Below are 17,057 nucleotides of genomic sequence, written 5' to 3'. Positions count from 1 at the left end.
CACCATCCCGGATAGCAATAGCAACAGTGCGATGGCTCCGAGGGGGAGTCTTCGTGCTGCGTGCTTCGCTGCCGTGACGGTTTTCATGAAATTCCTTTCTTTGGCACAACGTAAAGAAATGTGCGCGGGGCCGTTCGCGAGAAGATGCAAATTCCGCGCAAACAACGCAGAAGGCGCAAACCGGGCGATGCGCAATCAGGAATCTAACACGAGCAAATCGCATAGCTGGACACGCCATGGACGTGCGTCCATGCAAGAAAAACTGCGCTTACCTGGCTATATCTATCTTCCGTTGATTTATTTCGAGTTAACTGGCTGGTTCATCACAATTCGATCTCGACCATCAGTTATATACCTGCCTTGGCCCCTGTCGACAATCGGTGAGCGGCCGAGCCGAGTCGGCGCTGCTGTACCGAATGGGCCTTTATGCAGTTCACCGCCCCTTATTTGCTGTCGGAACGACAAGGCGTGGAGCGAATTATCTGTGCGCACATGCTCGGCATAAATGCAAATCATGTTTCTGCGTATAGGAGGAGGGTGAATTTGGGGGTGAATTCAGTCGCTGGTCATCGAAACCCCTGTTCTGAAAGGATTCAGAGATAGGGGTCACATTAGATTCGTTTTTCTTAGCAGATTGGATTTCGGCCTGAGTTAACCGTCGATAATGCTTCGGGGGCCGACATGGCATTTCGAGACGAAGAATCGCCCAGCTTTTCGTAGAAAGCCTTCGGTACGCTTACGTCAGTCCAGCTGATCACGCGCCGCAGCGACTTTTGGCGACGCTCTTGTGCGCACGGATGAGGCACTGCCTGGGATGTGTGTGGATCTCGGAAAATGCCACGTCGGAGGCTTCTTCGAAGATCTCGAGACCTCGCAAGTTCAGGTCGTTCTCGCGCGCCTCGGCACGATGAACTGGCTTACTTTTCAAGCGCTTTCGATGCCCGGAGTCAAATGGTGACGGTGGTTGCGTAGTTGCCGACGGTGGATGCGACCGGCTCGATCGGTGCGCAGTCGCCACATCCGAGCAACCGCACCGAGTAGCTGCGAGGTCCCAGAGCCGGCGCCTCTCACGGCTCCCTGGAAACTTCGCGAAATTAGAACTTCGAATCGAGTTCTCGCTCAACCATTCTGACGCAGCTTGTGTCATTGGTGCTACGCCCACGGCCGCCAGCAAGGTCCGACTACTCCGGCTGCTGTTATACGCCCTGGGATCCGGAGCCCAGAGATTCTGTGACACTGTGCGGCGGCTCTGCTGAGCGTGTTGCATGCGACTCGGCTGGCATTGGTGGATTCTTGGCTACCGGCTCGTTGTCGTAGAACTTCGTGAGACGACCTTGTCGCAGTCGCAGGGAAGGGCTACAACGATTGGTCGGGTCCGGTCAACGACGCGGGACCGGTCGTCGGTTGGTGTGCGCCGGTGAACCGCTCGACGACGGATACAACGACGATCGCGAGTGCCAGGATTCCAACGGTCCGGGCGAGTGACTTCAGGGTCTTCGGAAGTGCCTTCTTCATGCGAGGCAGATTACTGCGGACGGTACGCAATTTGTGGGCTAGGTTTCGGTCCGGATCGGATCGGTCTGGAGAGAGATCGCTTTATCCACGCAGCGTGACTATTCGTGATGCAAATCTTGTGGTGCCCCCGGCAGGATTCGAACCTGCGGCCACACAACTAAGTGCACCACAGCACCGACAAGACACCTCTCGCGAACTGGCGGGCTGTGGTGCAGCGGGCGCCGCAATCTAGACCGATTTCGACCGTGCAGTGTGCCATGACTGGCGACATGTCGGAGAGTCGCGGTGACGCAAGGTTCTCCTACGTGGGATTCTGTGCGAAATCCCCAACCAAATGGCTAGGGCCCGCGTCCGACGAAGGATATGGCTGAGGCTTACTCTTCACTCGGCGGTGCTCCGCGATGGACCAACACGCGAGCACTGCCGAGGTCGCGAAAAGGATTGGGCGGTTGTAGCCCCAGGGTGAAAATACTACATCCCAAAGGCCTTGTATCGACACGAGGATCACCAACGCGGCGTATTGCCCTCGCGCTCGGATGGCTGCAGCGGAAAATAGGAAGATTAGCAAGGCAGGGAATCCGGCGGCCAAGATTCCACCAGCGGCCCACGATTCGAAGAATACCGAATGCAGGGAGACTTGCCCCCCGTCTCGAATCCAGATCTTTCGGTACGAGTCGGGGTTTGCCATTCCGAGGTCTTTGGCGATTTGGACGCCCGACGCTTCGGTGGCGCGGTCAATCTTGTTCAGATTGCCCCACCCTATTAGCGGCTTCTCTGAGATGGCCGCGATTGAGAATGGGGGCTCGACCCGGCCTGCGAGAAAGGATGGCGCGTCGGAAACTTGTTCCTGAGCAATGGTCCGAGCCTGTACGTCAGCTCCGAAAGTGCCAGACGAAATAGCATTCGGCAGGAGCACCGCCAAAGCATAGATGCCGACTAGTGCGACCCCAATCTTAGCCCATCTGGGACGGCTTGATGGACCCTTCGCTATCAGCATGACCACAGAAATCAGGCAGACGAGTGCGTGGGACCGGAACCCTAGAGACATGCTGGTGACGCCCAGGGTTGCGAGCAGTACAACTGACACCCATGTTTTACCAGTCGACACGGCCATGTAAATCAGAATTATCGTCACGGGTGTGGCGATCCCATACTTCCACAAGTGTTCAAATGAGTCTGATGTATTGCTAGTGCCGATCAAGATGAAAAACAAGGCATGGCCAGCAGCGGTCCAAGCGATCAATTGCCCTGCATCTCGTTCGCCGGCCGTCAACTTAACCGCCGATGATGCGAACAGTGCCGCAGCGAGAAGCGATACGACCGCTGTCACGGGAAGCGGCACTCCTTGAAGGAAAGCGCTGACGGCGATCATAGATGCAGCCCCGATGGCCGCCCCAATGAGCGCCTTACTCCATCGGGGCCATCCATTCAGGGGCTTTATCGGAATCAGAAATATTCCAGGTACTGATGCTGCGCAGAACGCGGAGCGAAACCACGGCATAGGCACGGCGGCAAGCAATCCGAAAACTCGTCGGTAATTGTCATATGTCGTCGACTTGGTTCGTGGCACCCTTCCGAATGCCCATGGCATGACGCTCGCAGTGACTGCCGAAATGGCCGTTCCGATGAAGATGGCGAGGATCGCGGTGTCTACTGTTTCAGGTTCAAGCATCGACACGGTCCTGCGCAAGGTGAGCCATCGTTTCATTGTCCGGTAAACCGGTGTGTTGGCCTATGGATTTTGGTGCGCGGATTGTGCGACGAAAGTCCTGTCTTTCCTTGCGATGTCTCGATAGGGAAGCCCCCCAACCTCGCAATGAGGGTGGGGGGCTTTCGTCATCCGCAGTAGAACTGTTGCTGCTAGCTGCCGAAGATGTCGCCGAGTGAACCGAGCGAACCGGTGCCTGTCTCGGGCTTCGGATCCTTCTTGGCGAAGTTGGTGGTGCAGCCGTTGAACTTCACCGCGTCGACGAAGACGCTCGAGGCCGCCGAGCCGGTGCCGACGCTCACACCGTAGTGCTCGACCTTCGCGCCGGGGTTGGCTGCCACGATGGCATCGAGTGAGGTGGGCTCGCCCTTTACTGCACCGCCGATGGTACGGGTGCTCCACCAGAGTCCGTCCTGGATGTTCTCGTGCTTGACCGCAACGTCCGTGACAGGTGCGTCGTTCTGGCTCGGCACCCACACCAGAGTGGTGAAACCGTTGTCTTTCGGATTCGTGGTACCGGTCAAACGCAGCTGGAACGCGGCGCTGGTGGTTACGGCGCGCTCGGAGAACCCGATTTCCTTGGCAGCCGCGTCGGCGAGCTTGATGCTTCCAGCCGCGTGGTACGACACCGAGCGGTCGTTGACGTCGGTGACTTCGAGTTTGAGTGAGCCGTCCTTGTCGAAGACATTATCGGCCGCGTAGGAGGCGATCTGGTCCTTCTCGTCGGTGAACGGGATTCCCCAGCCGTTCGCGGTGGTTTCGGTAGACGTTGTGGAGCAGGTGAAGCCCGCTTCCGGCTCTGCGGAACCGAGTGAACCAGTGGGTGCTGCGCCCGCGAAAGCCGGTGCAATCAATGCAGCGGAGCCGACAAGTGCGGCAACGATTCCGGCGCGGCGGGTGGCTTTAGACATGCGTGATGAACCTCTCGGAGGGTAAAACGGGGGTGAAGGTCTGTAAAAATTAGCACAGACTGTCCGGTTTGTGAATGTTGAGGATGGGGAACGATTGCCCAAGGTTGTCCAAGGAAAAAGGCTGGCAAGTAACGTATTTCGGTTTCCCGCGCGAATTACGATCAAGGTTTGTGTGAATCGGCACTTGTGATTTCTCAGCGAGTGAGAACGAGCTGCCTTGTGGCTGCCCCTTGTAGTGGGGTCGCCTGCCGGGGTGGCCCCCGCGTGCACTCCGGCAGGTCGGCGCACCTGAGCTGTCGGGAACACGTGCACCCAGGATGACCCACTGGGCGACCGGCCAGGTCGAGGCCGGTGGATCAATGCAGGGCGAAATGACGAATCGCGACGTGCGTTTGATCGGCCACCGCAGCGTCCGACTCAACGAAAGTAATTCGCGATCTACCGATTAGCGTGCGGATCGTACAGAGTTCCACCATTCGAACGAACGCTGCGCCCAAACTTCAGGGGAGGGTCGGGTGCCGCGCTTGACACCACGGGGGTTCCTGTTCGGCGCCCACGCGAGTACGACACTCTTGCGCCAGACGTGCTGGCGCCCGAGCTTGAATCTGAGAGGCCCATTACTGATGTGGGCCCAAATAGCCTGGTTCCCTTTGGAGTTCCGGGTGTGACAGAAGCATTGCAGGGCTTTCCAGAACTCGTCTTCCGTACCAATTCGCTCCGCCGCTGGACAGCAAGATTGTCGATGACAAGCCGGGATTCGGCGCCCAACTTATGGTGTATCCACTGGACTCACCTGAGAACCGCACAACAACACTTACTCAACACTTTGGTCGGGATTGAGTGGGATAACGCAGGAATGCCGCGTCGGTCATGGCTTCGTACGTGCAGGTGTAGAGGGTATTCGTTCCTGGGAAAACGATACAAAAGTGCCCCCGGCAGGATTCGAACCTGCGACCAAGAGATTAGAAGGCTCTTGCTCTATCCCCTGAGCTACGGAGGCGCGTGGAACATCATACTCGAGGGTTCGGGATGTGACGCGCGCCGCCCAACTCCGACGCGTTGTCGTAGTCGGTTCGCGAAGGTCCTACCCTTGAGGTATGGCTACACCCGACCTCGCGCCGACAGATTCCCCACCGGAGTCCACACAGCACAGCGGTGCACCCGCTTCTTCGACCGCGATATTCGTGGTCAGTGGACTCATCGCAGGGCTCACCGCAGCCATCGTGGTGGGATTCTCCGCGTCGCAGGCACTGACTCTTCTGGGCATCCCGGATCCAGGCCCGATCACCACGTACGGCCTGCCCGCGATGCGCGCACTGGGGGAGATCGCCGCGGTCATCGCGATCGGGTCACTGCTTCTGGCCGCGTTCTTCGTGCCGCCGCAGAAGTCGGGTGTCCTCGACGTCGACGGCTATCGGGCAGTCCGAACTGCATCGCACGCCGCGATCGTGTGGGCGATCTGTTCGTTCATGATGGTGCCTCTGACGCTCTCTGACACGTCGGGTCAGCCGTTTGCCGAAGCGATCAAACCGGCGAACCTGTGGTCGGGACTCGATCAGGTCGAGATCGCCGGCGCTTGGCGTTGGACGGCGATCATCGCGGTTGTTCTGGCGATCCTGGCCCGACTGACACTGCGCTGGTGGTGGACTCCGCTCCTGCTGCTGGTCGGTCTCCTCGGACTGATGCCGCTTGCTCTCACCGGTCACTCGTCTTCGGGCGGCTCGCATGACATCGCTACCAATAGTCTGATCCTGCACCTCGTGGCGGCTTCGCTCTGGGCCGGCGGGTTGTTCGCGCTACTGGCACACGCGCGCCGCGGCGGCGATTACACCGACGTAGCAGCCCGACGCTTTTCGACGGTCGCATCCATCTGCTTCGTCGTCATGGGATTCAGCGGCGTCATCAACGCGATTGTCCGTCTGCCTCTCGACGACGTATTCACCACGACGTATGGACGATTGATCGTCGCGAAAACCGTTGCACTGATCATCCTCGGGTTCTTCGGTTGGGCTCAGCGGAGTCGGGCGCTACCGGCGCTGGCGGAGAACCCCAAGAGTCGCTCTGCCCTGATTCGATTTGCCGGCGCTGAAGGCATCGTGATGGCGGCAACCATCGGTCTCGCGATCGGCCTCGGTCGTACCCCGCCGCCCCCGCCGCTGTCGATTCCCTCGATCCCCGAGGTCGAACTCGGTTACAACCTTCCGGACCCGCCGTCGTTCATGGCCTTCGTGACGGACTGGCGATTCGACCTCATGTTCGGCACCGCCGCGATCGCCGCGGCGATTCTGTACGGAATCGGCCTGCGCAAGCTGGCCAAGCGTGGGGATTCCTGGCCTGTCGGCCGAACCATCGCCTGGATGAGCGGTTGTGCGGTGCTCCTGATCGCCACGTCTTCGGGCGTCGGCAAGTACGCGCCGGCAGTATTCAGCGTTCACATGGGTGCGCACATGGCGCTGTCGATGTTGGGCCCAGTCCTGCTGGTTCTGGGTGCGCCGATCACTTTGGCTCTGCGGGCCCTGGATCCGGCAGGCAAGGACGGCGTGCCCGGCATTCGCGAGTGGATTCTGACCGCTCTGCACAGCCCGTTCTCGCGATTCATCACCCACCCGATCGTGGCGGCAGTTCTCTTCGTCGGCGGTTTCTACGCGCTGTATCTCGGCGGAATCTACGGTGCGACGGTCGACTCGCACAGCGCTCACCTGCTGATGAACCTGCACTTCATCCTCAGCGGCTATCTCTTCTATTGGGTGGCGATCGGAATCGACCCGTCACCACGTCAATTGCAGCCAGTGACCAAGCTGGCAATGGTCTTCGGCTCACTTCCGTTCCACGCCTTCTTCGGCGTGGCATTGATGAGCACCACCGCCGTCATGGGCGGCGCGTACTTCCGTTCGCTCGGCCTCGGCTGGAACAACGACCTGATCGGCGATCAGCAGCTGGGCGGCAGCATCGCGTGGGCGACCGGCGAGATCCCGCTCATGGTGGTCATGCTCGCGCTACTGGTTCAGTGGTCGCGCAGCGATGGCAGGACAGCGCGCCGAACCGACCGTGCGGCCGAGCGCGACCACGACGCCGACCTCGCCGCGCACAACGCGATGTTCGCCGAATTGGCCAGGCGGGACCGCGAAGGGTGGAAACCCCGTGAGGCTGCTGACGCCGAGACTGCAAGCGAGGACTCTGCGGACGAGACACCCAGCGAGAAGAAATCCGACGAATCCTCCACTAGCACTTAGCTCCGACACTGCCCGGGCCGTTTGGCTCGGGCAGTGCTGTTTCTCCACAGCTGTTCCACCGATGCACAGGTGGAAATCGAAGATCCCGAGCCACGCGTTTGTCGTTCCACAATCGAAACTGCCGACGCAATGATCGGCCCCGCGGCAGTTGGCGGGTTCTGGAGTTCGAAGGGGGATCGGACATGTACGAAACGCATGCAACGGTTGTCGGAACCGTCATCACCAATCCGGTGAAGCGGCAGACCGCCAATGGCGAAGAGGTGCTGAGCTTTCGGATGGCGAGCAACACGCGTCGCAAAGACGCGGTGACCGGAGAGTGGACGGACGGAGCGACCCTCTATCTCACGGTCAGCTGCTGGCGGCGGTTGGTCACCGGCGTCGGCGCATCCATCATGAAGGGTGATCCGGTCATGGTGGCGGGGGAGTTGCGCACCAACGAGTACACGACCAAAGAGGGTGTGCCTCGTTCCGATCTCGAGCTACGGGCGACTGCGGTAGGCGCGGACCTTGCTCGTTGCATCTCGAAGATCGAGCGTCAGAGCAAGCCGACGTCGGCGGAGAATGTCGAGGACGCAATCGACACCGTCGCTGCGTGAGGACTCACACCGAAGGTTTCGGGCAGTCGCGGGGCCGAGAGTCGTGCCCCGCGTCCACTCGCTCGAGAAGTTCGGTGAGAATTGCTCGCTCCGATTCGTCGAGGTCGTCGAACACATCCGAGGATTCGCGTCGTTGAGCTTTCGCGACGTCGGCAGCGAGGGTAGCGCCGGCGTCGGTGAGCTCGAGTAATACAGCTCGCCGATCGTTCGGATCGGGAGTGCGGCGCACCCATCCGGCCTCTTCGAGGGAATCCACGACGTCGGTCGCCGACCGCGGAACGATGCGCAATCGCTCGGCAAGAAACCCGAGTCGAACCGGCTCGCCCACTCGGGTCAGTACTCGCAGCGCTCGGCTTTGCGACGGCGAGAGGCCGAATGGTTCCAGCGCTGCCACTTGGCGTCGGCGGATGAGCCGTGCCACGGACATCACGACGTCGGTGAGTTCGCGCTCTCGGGAATGCATGGCGTCAGTCTAGCGTTGTTGGTGTCAGCCTCATAGTGAGGTAACCTCATCAATATGAAACTAGGGTGAGAAAGCCTCCAGGAGGTAGAACGTGAAACCAGATCACATGCGAAACATCGAACGATCCGCTGTCGAGATCACTCCGGCGGAATCCGTACCGGCAAAACGCGTACTCGGACTGTTCGCGCCGTATCGAACTCAGATCGCCATCGTCACCGCGGTCATCACACTCAGCGCGATCGTGGCGCTGGGCAGTCCGCTGCTCCTACGCGAAATGCTCGACAAGGCGATCCCGGACAAGAACCTCGGACTCGTCAGCGTTCTGGCCATCGGCATGATCGCCATTGCCGTGATCACGAGCTGTCTCGGCGTGGCACAGACCTGGATGTCCAACAGCATCGGCCAGAAACTGATGCACCAACTGCGCGTGCGGGTCTACTCGCATCTGCAGAATCAGTCGCTCGGATTCTTCGCTCGAACCCGAACCGGAGAAGTTCAGTCGCGTATTGCCAACGACATCGGCGGTATGCAGTCGGTGGTCACCAACACGGCAACATCCATCGCGCAGAATGCAACGACCGTGGCAGCCACCATTGTTGCTCTGTTCCTTCTGGATTGGCGGCTTGCCATCTTCTCGCTGGCGATCTTGCCGGTGTTCATCCGTATCGCACGCAAGATCGGTGACGAGCGCCGCAAGATCTCTGGTAAGCGGCAGAAGCTACTCAGTGATCTGTCGGTCCAGGTGGAGGAATCTCTCTCCGTCAGTGGCATTCTCCTCGGCAAGACGACCGGCGCGAAGTCGGCTCTGACGGATCGATTCACCGAGCGTTCAGCGGAAGTCGCAGACGTCGAACTCCGAGCCATGATGGCCGGCAAGTGGCGCATGGCGACCATGTCGATCACCTTCGCAGCCATGCCTGCACTGGTCTACTGGTTTGCCGGTTTCACTCTCGATCACGGCAACACCATCACCGTCGGCACCCTCGTCGCATTCACCACGCTGCAAACACAATTGTTCCGCCCCACCATGATGCTGCTCAACACGGGCGTCGAGGTGCAGAGCTCGATGGCACTGTTCAGTCGCGTGTTCGAGTACCTGGATCTGCCGATCGACATCGCGGATCCGGAAGAGTCGAAGAGCTTCGACCGCACCAAGATGTCCGGCGAACTTCGGTTCGACCACGTCGACTTCTCGTATCCAGGAACCGACAGCAAGACCCTCGACAACATCGACCTCACGGTCCCGGCCGGCGGAACCTTGGCGCTTGTCGGCTCCACGGGTTCGGGCAAGACCACTCTCGGATACTTGGCCGCACGTCTGTACGACCCGACTGCGGGATCGGTGAGAATCGACGACGTCGATCTGCGGGACCTCGATCTGGCGACGGTCTCCGACCTGGTAGGTGTGGTGTCGCAGGAGACGTATCTCTTCCACACGACGATTCGTGAGAACCTTCGGTTCGCGAAACCCGACGCCACGGACGCCGAGATCGAGCAGGCAGCGCGCATCGCGCAGATCCACGAGTTCATTTCCGGTCTCGACGACGGGTACGACACCATGGTCGGCGAGCGCGGCTACCGATTCTCCGGCGGTGAGAAACAGCGCATAGCGATCGCGCGCACAGTCCTGCGGAATCCGCCGATCCTCGTCCTCGACGAGGCGACGAGCGCCTTGGACAATCGCACTGAACGTGCGTTGCAGGACGCGCTCGACGAGCTGATGGTCGGACGCACCACTCTTGTTGTGGCGCACCGACTCTCCACGGTTCGAGATGCGGATCTCATCGCGGTCCTCGACCAGGGCGTGGTTGTGGAAAAGGGCACCCACGACGAACTGGTGAAGCAAGGCGGGCGGTACGCGCAGCTGCTTGCGGCTTCGGGTAGCGACGCGGTCGAACTGCCTGCGGAATTGCAGACTGTGTGACAGTGCATCCATCGCGTTGGCGAGTCACCGAGCACCGACCAGAGGTGGCATGGATGGTTCGTCCAGGCCACCTCCGCGTGGTTGTACGTCGTGCCGACGGGAACGGGAACGACTCCGATCTATCGCGGGTCCTGTCGGCGGTCAGCTGCGTGGCGCGCCGCGATGTATCCGAAAACCATCGCCGGCCCGATGGTCGCGCCTGCCCCGGCGTAGTCGTTGCCCATGACCGCGGACGAGGTGTTGCCCGTCGCGTAGAGACCTGCAATCGGTTCACCGGAACTGTGCATGACCTGTGCATGTTTGTTGTAGACGAGCCCGCCTTTCGTTCCCAGATCGCCGGTTCGTAGTCGAATCGCGTAGTACGGACCTTCGTCGATCATGTCCATCGAGGGGACTGGCAATGTCGGGTCCCCGTAGTAGTTGTCGTACGCACTCTTTCCACGCTCGAAGTCTTCGTCTACACCGTTGTGCGCAAACCTGTTGTATCGATGCACAGTGAGAGCTAATTGTTTCTTCGGAAGTCCGAGGCGGCCGGCCAACTCGTCGAGCGTGTCGCCGGTGTAGAGGAGTTCGTTGTCGAACCAGGATTTCGGGAACTTCTGCCCCGGCATGATCGCTCCGATCTGATAGCGATTTTTGGCCTTCGCGTCGAAGATGAACCACGCTGGGTCGTGACCCCCGGCAATCTGGTTGTGGACGAATGTCACGTAGGGAGCGGATTCATTGGTGAACCGAACTCCGTTCTGGTTCACGATGATCGATCGGGGAACCGACCGTTCGGAGACCAATCCGTGCATGATCCCGTCAGGTCTCTTGAACGAGGGCATCCACCACGCGTCATCCATCAGGTCAACTGAGGCACCGATTTGTTGTCCCGCGCGGATGCCGTCTCCAGTGTTGTCGACCGAACCGAGGCTGTAGTTGGCGCTGGCGTTTTCCGGGAGATATTGCCGACGCATCTCGTCGCTCTGTTCGAAACCGCCGCAGGCGAGCAGTACGCCTTTGGAAGCTCGGATTCTGACAGTGCGGCCGTTGCGCTCGGCCACCACACCCACCACGCAATCATCGTCGTCGGTGATCAGCGATTCCATCGCAGTGTTCAGCCAAAGCGGAACGCCGGCTTGTTTGATCGCCAGGCGCAGACGGCCGACCAGGGCCTGCCCGAGTGTCTCCATGTGCCTTCTGGTCAGAACACTCTTCGCTGCACGCCACCCGGTTGCCAGCGCGGCACGTCGCCCTGCCCAGGTACGCATGACCATGTTCAGTTTCACGAACTCTTTGGATGTGATGTACAGACCGGCGGGAGTCGGAAGTGCGCCGGGGCGCAGACCGGACTCGTCGGTGCCGAGCATTTTCAGGTCGAAAGGAAGCGGTTCGATGGTACGTCCACGTGGGCGACCGCCCGGCTTCTCCGGGTGATAGTCCGAATAGCCCGTACACCATTGGAATCGCATGAGCGGGCTGGTCTTCTCGAGGAACTCGAACACGCGTGGACCTTCGTCGACGAATGCGTCGATGTTGTCCTCGGGAACTCCATCACCAACGACAGCTCGCATGTACGCCCGGACGTCGTCACGGCTGTCCGAGAGCCCTTCACGGATGAGAGTTGGATTGTTGGGCACCCAGATGTTGCCGCCCGACAGCGCGGTGGTGCCGCCATAAACGTCTGCTTTTTCGATGACGAGGGTGTTCAGACCATTGGCGGCGGCTGCCAACGCCGCGGTCAACCCACCGGCACCGCTGCCGACAACGAGGAAGTCCACTTCGTGATCGAAGGACACTTCCCTCGATTTTGACGCGCGAGGCATTTGCCTCTCCTATTCAATTGGTTGAGGTTTTCTCTTCACGGGCCGCAGCCCGAAGGGGTTGACCGAGGTCAACCATGCGCTCGAGTGGACGAAGGCTGATGATTCAGCAATACAACGGCTTTCGCGGGCCTCGAACACCGATCGCCGTCAGCGGTGCTTGCGCAACTCGTGGCGTGCGACGCTCCTGATATGCACTTCGTCTGGTCCGTCGGCGATACCGAGGATCCGGGCACTCGCCCACATTCTCGCGATCGGGAAGTCGTCGGTGACACCGCCACCCCCGTGGCACTGGATCGATCGATTCAGGACGTTGCGCGCCACACGAGGACCGATGACTTTGACTGCCGCGATCTCGATCTGAGCGCCCTTGGCTCCGACCTGGTCGATGAGCCATGCTGTCTTCAGCACCAGAAGGCGGGCCTGCTCGATTTCCATTCGCGATTCGGCGATCCAGGTCCGGACAACTCCCTGATCCGAGATCGGCCCGCCAAAAGCGTTACGAGACTGGGCACGTCGAACCATCAAGTCCAATCCGCGCTCCGCCATGCCGATACAGCGCATGGCGTGGTGAATTCTGCCCGGACCCAGGCGCGCCTGTGCGATGGCGAACCCGTCTCCTTCGGACGCAAGCATATTTGTTGCCGGTACTCGAACGTTATCGAACCGAATTTCACAGTGGCCGTGTTGGTCGTGGTATCCGAATATCGGTAAACTGCGCACGATTTCGACTCCAGCGGTGGCGACGGGCACCAAGATCATCGATTGCTGCTTGTGGGGCTCTGCCTCGGCATTCGTCTTCCCCATGACTACCAGAATTTCGCACCGTGGGTCTGCTGCACCGGTCGTCCACCATTTTCGACCGTTCACGATGTATTCGTCGCCGTCCCGAACAATCGACGTCATGATGTTTCGGGCATCGGAGGACGCAACATCGGGTTCAGTCATGGAGAAGCCCGAACGCATTGTGCCGTCGAGCAGTGGTTGAAGCCATCGCTCCTTCTGCTCGCGGGTTCCCACCAGGTGCAGGATCTCCATGTTTCCGGTATCGGGCGCCGCGCAGTTGAGGGCTTCGGGGGCAATGTAGGGCGAGCGTCCCGTCACCTCGGCGATGTGGGCGTAGTCGAGGTGAGACAGTCCTGAGAGCGCCGGCATGAACAGATTCCACATGCCCTGGCGTCTCGCTTCCAACTTCAGCGACTCGACTACGGGTGGCAAGACGTGACTGCGAGGTCCTGCGGCCTCGAGTTGTTCGGAGTAAACCGACTCAGCTGGGTAGACGTGTTCGTCCATGAATGCTTCTAGACGCGCGATGATTTCGCGCGCAGCGGGGCTCGGAGCTATGTCCATTGACGGCACCTTTTGTCGTGAATTGTCATTCGGGGTTGGTTGAGAGGATGACTTTGCCCAGCGCTCGTCGACTCATGACTTCCTCGAGTGCGGTAGGAGCATTGATCAGCGGGTGGATGCTGTTCACATGAGGAGACAGAGCGCCACCGTCGTACATGTCGAAGAGCGCTCGCATGTTGTCCGCGTTGCACTCCGGATTACGCTTCGCCCATGCGCCCCAGAGAACTCCATGTAGCGCCCCGCCAACGACGAGGAGGCGATTCATGCCGATCTTCGGAATCTGCCCCGAAGCGTAGCCAACCGTCAAATATCTTCCTGCGGTGGATAATGCGCGCACCGCTGTAGCGGCGTGATCTCCACCGACCGGGTCGTACACCACGTCTACACCGGACGGTGCGACCTGTGCGACTCGTTCGCGAAGGTTGCCCGTTGTGTAGTTGATCAACTCGTCTGCTCCATGTTGCTTACAGACCTCGAGTTTCGCCTCGGAGGACGCCGCCGCCACCACGCGTGCACCCAATGCTTTGCCGATCTCGATTGCGGTGAGCCCGACGCCCCCGGAGGCACCCAGGACGAGCAATGTCTCTCCTGGTCGGATCGCAGCTCGGTCGACGAGTGCGTGGTAGGACGTTCCGTAGGTAACCACGAATCCGGCAGCGTCGGAGAAACTCATGGAATCAGGGATGACAAAGACCTTGTCACTGGTGACCGCCACGAGTTCCGCGTATCCGCCCATGCCGCAGAAGGCCATGACTCGCATCCCCGGGGTGACCCCTTGGACGTCCGAGCCGACACTGTGCACCACACCCGCGACTTCCGACCCGGGGATGAAGGGGAGTGGGGGTTTAGTTTGATACGTTCCGGCGACGATCAACCCGTCGGGAAAATTGACACCCGCCGCCTTGACCGAGATGAGAACTTGGTTCGGTGTCGGCGTGGGATCGTCAATTTCTGTGAACTGCAGTTGATTCGGCAACCCCAGCTGGGTACATACGTGCGCCTTCACGGCCGCTCCGAAGGTACGAGGGGCGTCCGCACGAAGGTTGCCCACGCCTTGACCGCCAATCCGCCGGTCTGCCGCGTGCAGGCGAGTTCGACGTCGATCTTGTCACCTTCGTCGTCCGTATAGGTTCGTTCGACAAGCGCTGAGCATGTCAGAGTGTCTTCGGGCCAAACCTGTTCGAGGAACCGAACTCGTATCGCTCGGATGTTCTCTGCACCCAGCCAATCGGTGGCGAAGGTGGCCAGGAGCCCAGCTTGGAACATCCCGACCGAAAACGGACTCGGGTACCCCGCCGCCTCGGCGAAAACCTGGTCGTGATGAATCGGATTCATGTCTCCCGACGCACCTTGGTACCTGACGAAATCGGTGCGGGATACCGGACCGATAACCCACGGGGTCGGGACTGACACTGTGTTGATCAAGATTCCTCCACAGTCGGTCGAGCAGTTTCCACTCCGGTCATAGTTGCCCGAGCAATGAGATTTCCCTGTTCGTCTTCGAAATCCGTTGTCATCACGGCAAAAGTCATCTCGCCGCCCTTCCGTCCCTGCTTCGTGTAGATGTCGACGATCCGCGAAGTGCAGTTCAGACGAGTACCTGCGCGGGGAGGTGGACCGAAGAACTCGTACTTCTGTTCGGCATGGAGTCCGCGTTTGCCGTCGAGTTCTACCTTCCGCCACGGATCCGAGCCCTCTGTCTGCCAGAGGAGGGTCGTGGTGAGAAACGTCGGGGGCACTACCGGGAACTCGTCTTCGACATAGTTCCGATTGCTCGAATACGTGGCAACGGCGAACTCACGAATCTTGCCGCGCTCGATGTCCATACGGAACGGGGTGCCCGTGATACCTAGTGACTCTTTGTCGACCACAGCTTCTCCTTCAGACCCCATGGGTGGCTATGCATGTTGGCTACTTACCGAAACGACTTCGCCCGTCATGTACGACGAGTAGTCGCTTGCAAGAAAGACCATGACGTTGGCGACCTCCCACGGCTGTGCCGCACGACCGAAAGCCTCACTCTTGCTGAGCTGTTCGAGCAGTTCGTCGCTGGTCACCTTGGCAAGGTAAGGATGTATCGCGATGCTCGGTGCAACCGCGTTGACCCGGATTCCGTGCGGTGCCACGTCGAGTGCAGAGCATCGTGTGAGCGCCATGACGCCGGCTTTCGCTGCGGCGTAGTGCGACTGCCCTTCCTGCGCACGCCAGCCGATGACCGACGCGTTGTTGACGATCACCCCCGACCCTCGTGGAATCATGACTCTCAACACTGATCGTGTGGTGCGGAAAGTGCTCGTCAGGGTCACATCGAGTACCGAACACCACTGCTCGTCGGTCATACTTTGAATGCTCGCCGTCCCGCCGAGGCCTGCGTTGTTGATGAGGACGTCGATGGATCCATACTCGGCAACCACCCGATCGACCATTGCGTCGATCTGCTGATTGTCCGTGACATCGCAAGGAACAGTGAGTGGGCGGGTGCCGAACTCGGACTCGATGCGGTCGGCGGCCGCGATCAATCTGCGCTCATGCCGGTCACTGATCGCCAGTCGGGCACCTTCGGCAGCAAAGCGTTGTGCCGCTGCGAATCCGATTCCAGTTCCCGCTGCTGCTGTCACCAGAACGGATTTGCCTTCAGCAAGGCCGTGTCCCGGACCAGGGATCGGCGCAGTCGTCTCAGACAATTTCACTCATCGCCTCTGTCAACTCTTCCACCGTCCATCGCGAGTCTCTGGCGATGGTCTTTCCGTACTGCCACCCGAGAAACTGGCGGACTTCGCCGCCTTTGGCGTAAAACACCTGACCAGTGGCGGGGCACTTCTCGGTGAGCAGATAGGCCACAACTGGCGAGACGTTGCCTGGATGATAGGTGTCGAATGCACTCGGATCGTCAGGTGCTGCAACAAGTTCCTTGATACCGGGAACGTTCTCGGTCATCCGTGTCCTGGCCACAGGCGTAATTGCGTTGACTCGCACACCGTATCGGGCGACCTCCTGTGCGAGGATCGTTGTCAACGCTGCGATCCCGGCCTTCGCGGCGCCGTAGTTGCTCTGACCGACGGCACCGAGCAGCCCGGAGGTGCTCGATACGTTCACGATCGACGCGGCGACGGTTTCGCCCGACTTCGAACGCTCGCGCCAGTAGTTGCCGAATACAGTGCAGGGCGCGAATGTAGCGCGTAGTTGTCCCGAGATCACGTCGTCCCAATCGGCCTCGGGCATGTTCAGAAACATTCGATCACGCAGGATGCCGGCATTGTTGACCAGGCCGTCGACCGAGCCGAATGCCTCGAGGGCCAGGTCCAGGAGTTCGCTCGCGCCGTCGATCGTCGTGACGTCCGCGACACTGGCAACTGCGATTCCTCCGGCCGCGACGATTTCGTCGACGACCGATGCCGCAATACTGATGTCGTTTCCGTGCCCGTCCGGTCCGGCGCCGGTGTCGTCGACAACCACTTTTGCGCCTTCGGCCGCAAGTAGCAGGGCGTGCTCCCGGCCCAAACCACGACCGGCGCCGGTTACTATGATTACTCGATCTTTCAGCTGATTCAT

13 protein-coding genes and 1 tRNA gene are annotated in these 17,057 nt (G+C 60.1%); 3 read left to right on the top strand and 11 right to left on the bottom strand.

The features are described 5' to 3' along the window. Positions 1-1,356: 1,356 nt before the first annotated feature. The 3 genes from ATN38_RS13710 to ATN38_RS13700 form a co-directional block, all read right to left on the bottom strand. Positions 1,357-1,515 (bottom strand): hypothetical protein, encoded by a 159-nt coding sequence (locus tag ATN38_RS13710; protein WP_003945304.1) that lies wholly within the window; start codon positions 1,513-1,515, stop codon positions 1,357-1,359. Positions 1,516-3,375: 1,860 nt separating this feature from the next. Beyond that, positions 3,376-4,134 carry a hypothetical protein gene (locus tag ATN38_RS13705; RefSeq protein WP_042923865.1) on the bottom strand — a complete coding sequence of 253 codons (759 nt, stop codon included), beginning with the start codon at positions 4,132-4,134 and terminating at the stop codon, positions 3,376-3,378. 927 nt (positions 4,135-5,061) lie between these two features. After that, a tRNA-Arg gene (locus tag ATN38_RS13700) sits at positions 5,062-5,134 on the bottom strand. A 97-nt stretch (positions 5,135-5,231) separates the two neighbouring features. Here ATN38_RS13700 and ATN38_RS13695 point away from each other — a divergent pair. Next, positions 5,232-7,367 carry a cytochrome c oxidase assembly protein gene (locus tag ATN38_RS13695; RefSeq protein ID WP_042446115.1) on the top strand — a complete coding sequence of 712 codons (2,136 nt, stop codon included), beginning with the start codon at positions 5,232-5,234 and terminating at the stop codon, positions 7,365-7,367. Positions 7,368-7,549: 182 nt separating this feature from the next. Beyond that, positions 7,550-7,963 (top strand): single-stranded DNA-binding protein, encoded by a 414-nt coding sequence (gene ssb, locus ATN38_RS13690; RefSeq protein WP_218748114.1) that lies wholly within the window; start codon positions 7,550-7,552, stop codon positions 7,961-7,963. A gap of 4 nt (positions 7,964-7,967) precedes the next feature. Here the strand turns inward: ssb and ATN38_RS13685 are convergent, their stop codons facing one another. Then, positions 7,968-8,426: a MarR family winged helix-turn-helix transcriptional regulator gene (locus ATN38_RS13685; RefSeq protein WP_030537583.1), complete on the bottom strand. Its 459-nt coding sequence runs from the start codon at positions 8,424-8,426 to the stop codon at positions 7,968-7,970. Between the two features lie 106 nt (positions 8,427-8,532). Here ATN38_RS13685 and ATN38_RS13680 point away from each other — a divergent pair, with 106 nt between their 5' ends. After that, a complete protein-coding gene (locus ATN38_RS13680) occupies positions 8,533-10,350 on the top strand; it encodes an ABC transporter ATP-binding protein (RefSeq protein WP_007733348.1) in 1,818 nt (605 codons plus the stop codon). A 119-nt stretch (positions 10,351-10,469) separates the two neighbouring features. Here the strand turns inward: ATN38_RS13680 and ATN38_RS13675 are convergent, their stop codons facing one another. The 7 genes from ATN38_RS13675 to ATN38_RS13645 form a co-directional block, all read right to left on the bottom strand. After that, positions 10,470-12,158 (bottom strand): FAD-dependent oxidoreductase, encoded by a 1,689-nt coding sequence (locus ATN38_RS13675; RefSeq protein ID WP_218748112.1) that lies wholly within the window; start codon positions 12,156-12,158, stop codon positions 10,470-10,472. Between the two features lie 147 nt (positions 12,159-12,305). After that, positions 12,306-13,505 (bottom strand): acyl-CoA dehydrogenase family protein, encoded by a 1,200-nt coding sequence (locus tag ATN38_RS13670; RefSeq protein ID WP_218748110.1) that lies wholly within the window; start codon positions 13,503-13,505, stop codon positions 12,306-12,308. A gap of 25 nt (positions 13,506-13,530) precedes the next feature. Then, a complete protein-coding gene (locus ATN38_RS13665) occupies positions 13,531-14,511 on the bottom strand; it encodes an NADPH:quinone oxidoreductase family protein (RefSeq protein WP_218748108.1) in 981 nt (326 codons plus the stop codon). After that, positions 14,508-14,930 (bottom strand): MaoC/PaaZ C-terminal domain-containing protein, encoded by a 423-nt coding sequence (locus ATN38_RS13660; RefSeq protein ID WP_218748106.1) that lies wholly within the window; start codon positions 14,928-14,930, stop codon positions 14,508-14,510. The genes ATN38_RS13665 and ATN38_RS13660 overlap by 4 nt, the downstream gene beginning before the upstream one ends. Beyond that, positions 14,927-15,376: a MaoC family dehydratase N-terminal domain-containing protein gene (locus tag ATN38_RS13655; RefSeq protein WP_003945322.1), complete on the bottom strand. Its 450-nt coding sequence runs from the start codon at positions 15,374-15,376 to the stop codon at positions 14,927-14,929. The genes ATN38_RS13660 and ATN38_RS13655 overlap by 4 nt, the downstream gene beginning before the upstream one ends. A 27-nt stretch (positions 15,377-15,403) precedes the next feature. Continuing rightward, a complete protein-coding gene (locus ATN38_RS13650) occupies positions 15,404-16,189 on the bottom strand; it encodes an SDR family oxidoreductase (protein WP_256931786.1) in 786 nt (261 codons plus the stop codon). Continuing rightward, positions 16,182-17,057, bottom strand: a complete 876-nt coding sequence (locus tag ATN38_RS13645; protein WP_007733359.1) for an SDR family NAD(P)-dependent oxidoreductase — start codon at positions 17,055-17,057, stop codon at positions 16,182-16,184. Before ATN38_RS13645 ends, ATN38_RS13650 begins: the two co-directional genes overlap by 8 nt.

The organism is Rhodococcus sp. FH8 (genome assembly GCF_019266085.1).
In the GTDB taxonomy this organism is placed as follows: domain Bacteria; phylum Actinomycetota; class Actinomycetes; order Mycobacteriales; family Mycobacteriaceae; genus Rhodococcus_F; species Rhodococcus_F qingshengii.
The sequence above is the reverse complement of the archived record's forward strand: the minus strand, read 5'-3'. Positions and strand labels throughout refer to the sequence as shown.